The following is a 6,424-nucleotide window of genomic DNA, read 5'->3' on the forward strand; positions in this document are numbered from 1 at the left end:
CGTGCGCGCCGTTGATTATCGCGTAAATACGGCCTCTAGTTTGTAAACATAATATATTCATGACGATTGCAACTTCCAAAAAAACTTCTCCTGATTGGCCTGTCATAGGCTTTATGGCCTTTCTGCACATCGGCGCTTTATTTGCTTTGCTGCCGGGTAATTTTAGCTGGTCTGCTGTCGGCTTAGCAGTATTCCTGCACTGGGTAACAGGTGGTTTAGGGATTACTCTCGGATTTCACCGTCTCGTTACGCACCGCAGTTTTCAAACACCCAAATGGCTAGAGTATTTTCTAGTTATTTGTGGCACCCTGTCCTGTGAAGGCGGCCCGATCGACTGGGTAGGAATGCACCGATTACACCACATACATTCTGACACCGAAACAGACCCCCACGATTCAAATCAAGGCTTCTGGTGGAGCCACATGGGCTGGATGCTCTCGGATCTACCGATCAGAGTTGAAATTCCTCGCTTTACCAAAGACATCGGCGACGACCCAGTATACAAGTTTCTCCAAGCATATTTTATACCCATCCAAGTCGTGTTCGGTGTGTTGCTTTATTTATTAGGCGGCTGGTCTTTCGTGGTTTGGGGCGTATTTATGCGGATCGTGGTGGTGTTCCACTGCACTTGGCTGGTTAACAGCGCTACCCACAAATTTGGCTACCGCACCTACGAATCGGGCGATGGCTCGACCAACTGCTGGTGGGTTGCTGTCCTCACCTACGGTGAAGGCTGGCACAACAACCACCACGCCTTTCAATACTCCGCTCGCCACGGTCTCCAATGGTGGGAAATCGACATCACTTGGATGACTATTCAACTGCTACAATCGCTGGGTTTGGCAACCAAAGTGAAATTAGCAGAAAAATAGGGCGATCCGCACTTAGTCATTGGTTGTCGGTCATCGGTTTTGGATTAATGGCTCGTTACCGCCCAAAAAATAGGTACCGCGCCCCCGACGCTAACTTAGGCTCGATCGGAAAATTTTAGACGATAGTTCAAGCTGCGATGATTCAATGCTGCAAGTAAATCTAAAATCTAAAACTTGTTCGCTCGCGAAGTCGAAGAATCTAAAATCTAAAATCTAAAATCGACTGACCAATGTCTAATGCTTTTTTGGCGATCGGGTCAGGTTGCGTTGAACACAGATTGAATCATCTGGCGCGATCGACCCAACCAACACCACAATCAGTTATAATAGAACCAGAAACAAAAAATTTTGTTTTGCCGCCAAAATTTTTAATTTCACAATTAAATCGTAAATCTTTTTCGATCCTCATCCAAAATCTAGGGGAGCATCTGATTTTTCAAAAAAAGCATTTTTTACAAAGCGTGCTGTCGGGAACTCCCGACAGCACTATTAAATGCAAAACACAGATACTCCCAAATCTATCATTCATTCTCGCTCAGTTTGGGCAAGCGTGCACCAAAACAGTTCGCGACTCAATCCAAACTCTTATACGTGAATTCCAGTCTGCATCTCATCAGAAATCAAAAAAAAGAATGACAATAGCAACACAAGAAAAACTCCAATACAATTGGAAGCACGTTATTAGTTTAGCAGGACTGCATATCGGAGCTTTGTTCGCATTTTTACCCAGTAACTTCAACTGGACAGCAGTTGGTTTAACAGTATTCATGCACTGGATCACCGGCGGTTTAGGAATAACTCTCGGATGGCACCGCTTGCTCACCCATCGCAGCTTTCAGACACCAAAATTCGTAGAATACTTTCTAGCATTTTGCGGAGCCCTGGCCTGTCAAGGAGGAATAATTGATTGGGTTGGGTTGCACCGCTTGCACCACACCAACTCGGACCAAAATGCGCTCGACCCTCACAATGCCCAGAATGGTTTTTGGTGGAGTCACCTCGGCTGGATGCTTTATAAAGGCCCCGCCCACGCTGAAATTGCTCGCTGCACAAAAGACATTTCCAGCGATCCGTTTTACCAATTTTTGCAAAACTACTTTCTCCCCATACAAATCGTCTTTGGCGTGTTGCTTTACTTCGCCGCAGGCTGGCCCTTTGTAGTTTGGGTAATTTTTGTCCGCTTAATTTTGGTGTATCACTGCACTTGGTTTGTGAACAGTGCAACTCACAAGTTTGGCTACCGCACTTACGAAACTAAAGATAGTTCCACTAATTGTTGGTGGGTTGCGGTTTTGACTTACGGCGAAGGCTGGCACAACAACCACCACGCTTTTCAATACTCTGCCCGTCACGGTATGAAATGGTGGGAAATTGACTTTACTTGGATGACAATTCAAGTCTTGGAAGCGCTAGGTTTGGCTAGTAAGGTTAAATTACCAGCAAAATAGTAATTCAGTCCTAGAGGCAGAACCTCTTTAGGGTGTGCCGAACCGCGCACCTTACCGCTTCAGAAACCGGGTTTCTTTAATAAACCCGGTTTTTTTGTGACTAATAACCAGTTATAGCCTTTTTCAGAAAGATGAGGTACTATGCGGCATAGGCCGCCGTGGCCCGCGCCGGGCATAGGGCATACCTCACTTTTTTGATAACCGCTATATAGAACCCATTTGATATCTATTCTGCGTAAATCTCAGAAACCGGGTTTCTCTCTATATTTCTCGTCACCCAACCAAAAACTCATAGAAACCCGGTTTCTCGCCATGAGCGTAAATCTCAAAAACCAGTTTCTCTCTATATTTCTCATCACCCAAGCCAAAAACTCAAAGATGTCAAATGGGTTCTATAATACCAAATCCGGGTAACATACCCCCTTAATGATTCGGCGGTTGAAACCGCTACTAAACAAACGATGTCGGCCTACGCCGACTGGTTCGTAAATAGTAGTATCCAAAACCCGGATTTTGTATTATAACCAATGACTAATGACTACTGCCAACTACCAACTGACTAATGAGACCGTTTTTGGTCGCTGCGGCCGCGCAAATATTCTGCTAAAAATGCCAATCCTCCCGAACCTACTATCAACAGCACGCTGAGAGCATTAATATCAGGTTTCACCCCAGTCCGAATCCGGCTAAAAATTTCCATCGGCAGAGTTGTAGTCCCGCTACCTGCGGTGAAACTCGCAATCAAAAAATCGTCCATGCTGAGGACAAAAGACAGCAGACAACCAGAAACAATACCAGGTAATAATTGAGGTAATAAAACCTGAATAAAAGCCTCAACAGGTGTTGCACCCAAATCTAAGGCAGCTTCTTCTAAATATGGGTTTAAATCCGCCAATCTAGTAGAAACAGCTAGAGCGATGTAAGCCAGACAAAACACAACGTGGGCGGCGACAATTGTCCACAAACTCAGAGGAATAGCGAGGGCTGCTAAAAATACCAGAGTAGCAACCGCGCTGGCAATATCTGGAATAATAATCGGCAAGTAGGAAACTCCCTGATATAAACTTTTCCCCGGAAAGCGGTAGCGGGCTAAACCAACGGCCATTAAAGTTCCGAGTACAGCCGAGATTGCAACTGCACAAATAGCGACTGTTAAACTGTTTCTGAGGGCAATTAATATCCGCGTATCGCTAAATAATTGAACGTACCAATTTAAGGTAAATCCTTCCCAGCCGGCACTAAAACGCGATTTGTTAAAGCTGTAAAATGTGAGTACCAATATGGGCAGGTACATATAAAAAAACATGGAGATGGCAAATATGACTTGCCAAGAAATTTTAAATTTAGGTTTTAAGTACATATCGGGTGGTATTTCCTCCTGTGGATTGTTGGTGGGATTTTCCATGTCTCGTTAATCGCGAATTGGTAATTTGTAATTTGGGAATTTAAGAATGGATTTTTTTTAGTTTGCAGTTGTTATATCATGTTCCTTAGATTGACAACTATAGGATTTGGTTCGCACGTGCGGAGTTAAGTCCGCTCAATAACTAAAAACTAATGATATCAAATCCGGTTGCATCGGAATGATTCAGATATATATTCTCTCCCTCTGTGTACTCTGTGTACTAATAAGGTTAAATCATTCCGATGCAACCAAAAATGATATAACTAATGACTAATGACTAATAACTAATGACTACTGACTAATAACTGCTGACTAATGACTAATGACTACTGACTAAACTGCATTACGATCGCCATATTTGAGCAAAAGGGCAATTCCGATACTCACTGCAAAAATTAATACCATACTCAGAGCCGAACCCAGCCCCCAATTTTGTGTTGCTCCCAAAAACTGATTGTAAATCAAACGAGCGGCTGTCATGCTGGAAGCTCCACCGAGCAATTCGGGATCGACAAAATCGCCCAAACAGCTAATAAATACTAGCAAAGAGCCTGCTGCAATTCCCGGCATTGTTTGAGGTACTGTCACTTTCCAGAAAGTTTCTACCGGATTCGCGCCCAAATCTTGAGATGCTTCTAACAATCTGCGATCGAGCTTTTCCAAAGAAGCGTAGAGAATTGTTACGATATAAGGCAAATAGCTGTAAGCCATGCCGATGAGAACGGCGGAACTTTGATTTAACAATTCTAGAGGAGGGATGCCTACAAGGGCTAAGACTGAGTTGAGAACGCCCGTAGGACGCAGTATTGTAATCCAAGCATACGATCGCAACAGCGAAGAAGTCCACAGCGGCAACACAAAGCCCAACAATGTTAAATTCCGCCACTTCGGCGAGACATTGAGGGCGATCCAGTAAGCGACGGGAAATCCCAGCACCAAACAGAGTATGGTAGTTCCAGTTGCGAAAAAGAGCGATCGACCCATCACCTGCAAATTCAGCGGTTCAAACACTCGCAGATAGTTGCCGATTCCCGAAGGATTCACCAAATCTCCCGGCTTAATATTTGGTACTAAGCTAAGCTGAAAAATTACCAGAGTTGGTATTACTAATAATAAAACGAGGAACAAGCCAGAAGGGCCGAGCAATGCTAGTGGCCCAGCCCACGATGACCACGGGGAGCGAGTTTCAGCTTTTGCGGTAGATGTGGGAGGAATCGGAGGGGGAGCTTTGGTGGAAACAGCCATAAATAATAGTTTTGATTTTTTAACCGCTGATTAACGCGGATTAACGCGGATATAATACGGAGCGATGCAGCGGGCGATCGACTGTGGGGGCGGATTGATGTAAAATTTGGATAAAAGTCAGAGATTGCGTGTAAAGTCCGCCCTACAGGTGAGGATCAGCCGCTGGTTAATTTAGTCCAATAGCGATCGTACACTTCCATAAATTTCCCTACCGGAGCAACACCTTCGCAATTTCTTAAAACAGCTTCCGAGGGGAAAAGAATTTCGTTTTCGCGGACTTCCGGCGTTAACAAACTAAAAGCATCTTCCGAAGGAGTTGAAAAACTGAGCCGTTCTACTAAAGAAGCAGCGATATCGGCTTGCAGCATAAAGTTAATCCATTTATAAGCTGCTTCGGGATTGGGAGCACCTTTGGGAATGACTAAAGTGTCTGTCCACAAAGAAGAACCGCTTTTTGGCACGACATATTTCAATTTATCGTTATCTGGAATTACTTCATTAGCATCAGAAGAATAACACATGGCTATCTTCAAATCGCCAGTCAGCATTTGCGGCCGCCAAGCATCTGTGGTAAAAGATGCGATCGCGGGTTTGAGTTCCACCAACTTTTCGTAAGCTTTTTTGACTTGCTCTGGGTTCGTAGAATTGAGGGAATAGCCAAGCATCCGCAACGCAGCACCCATGACTTCTCGAACATCGCTTGCTAGCGTCATTCGTCTTGCTAACTCCTGTTTGTGTTGCCACAAATAGTTCCAATCGACCGGAGCTTCTTTGAGTTGTTCGCTGTTGTAAATCAAGCCTGTGGTTCCCCAACTCAAAGGGACGCTGTAGCGGTTTCCCGGGTCATAGACGGGGTTTTGGAACTGTTTTTTGAGCCGATCTAGTCCGCCCAAAATCGAGTGGTCTAATTTAGTCAACAGCTCCAGTTCCGTCATCTGAACCACCATGTAGTCAGACGGGTAAATGATGCTGTAGGCGCGGCCTCCGCCGGCTTGAACTCTAGCCAGCATTTCTTCGTTGGAACTAAACACGTCGGCTACTACGCGAATGCCTGTTTTTTCGGCAAAGCGATCGAGCAAAGCTTTATCGGTATAGCCAGCCCAAGTATAGATGAAAAGTTGGTCGGCAGCACCTGTGACGGGAGGAGCAGATTGTACGTCTGCCAGCCGCCAGCCGCAACTCGAAAGGGCTAAGCCGGAAATTGTCGCCGCCGAATTTTTTAGGAACTGACGGCGTGTCGAATTAGCCGGGAAAATCCTGGAAATTGGTAGATTTGTCGGAGGCACAGTTTGATTTTAGATTTTAGATTTTAGATTTTAGATTGGGGAATTGGGAATTGGGAATTGGGAATTGGGAATTGGGAATTGGGAATTGGGAATTGGGCATTGAGAATTGGGCATTGAGAATTGGGCATTGGGAATTGGCCAAACAGGGCATTGGGAATTCTCCTATTT

At 44.9% G+C, this 6,424-nt stretch carries 5 protein-coding genes; 2 read left to right on the top strand and 3 right to left on the bottom strand.

Annotated elements, in window-relative coordinates; all coding sequences use genetic code 11:
• Window positions 1-59: 59 nt before the first annotated feature.
• Both AACV78_RS06525 and AACV78_RS06530 read left to right on the top strand, forming a co-directional pair.
• A complete protein-coding gene (locus AACV78_RS06525; protein ID WP_194011153.1) occupies window positions 60-872 on the top strand; it encodes an acyl-CoA desaturase in 813 nt (270 codons plus the stop codon).
• A gap of 632 nt (window positions 873-1,504) precedes the next feature.
• Window positions 1,505-2,320 (top strand): acyl-CoA desaturase, encoded by an 816-nt coding sequence (locus tag AACV78_RS06530; RefSeq protein WP_194011152.1) that lies wholly within the window; start codon window positions 1,505-1,507, stop codon window positions 2,318-2,320.
• A 559-nt stretch (window positions 2,321-2,879) separates the two neighbouring features.
• On the opposite strand, the gene AACV78_RS06535 is transcribed toward AACV78_RS06530, so the two are convergent.
• The 3 genes from AACV78_RS06535 to AACV78_RS06545 all read right to left on the bottom strand — a co-directional run bounded on the left by AACV78_RS06535 (window position 2,880) and on the right by AACV78_RS06545 (window position 6,256).
• The gene (locus AACV78_RS06535; protein ID WP_194011151.1) at window positions 2,880-3,725 is read right to left on the bottom strand and encodes an ABC transporter permease; all 846 of its coding nucleotides are present in this window, start codon (window positions 3,723-3,725) and stop codon (window positions 2,880-2,882) included.
• A 333-nt stretch (window positions 3,726-4,058) separates the two neighbouring features.
• On the bottom strand, window positions 4,059-4,970 hold the full coding sequence (locus AACV78_RS06540) for an ABC transporter permease (RefSeq protein ID WP_194011150.1): 912 nt from the start codon (window positions 4,968-4,970) through the stop codon (window positions 4,059-4,061).
• Between the two features lie 155 nt (window positions 4,971-5,125).
• Window positions 5,126-6,256, bottom strand: a complete 1,131-nt coding sequence (locus AACV78_RS06545) for an extracellular solute-binding protein (RefSeq protein ID WP_194011149.1) — start codon at window positions 6,254-6,256, stop codon at window positions 5,126-5,128.
• Between the last annotated feature and the right edge of the window lie 168 nt (window positions 6,257-6,424).

Source organism: Tychonema sp. LEGE 07196, assembly GCF_963890365.1.
GTDB lineage: Bacteria > Cyanobacteriota > Cyanobacteriia > Cyanobacteriales > Microcoleaceae > Microcoleus.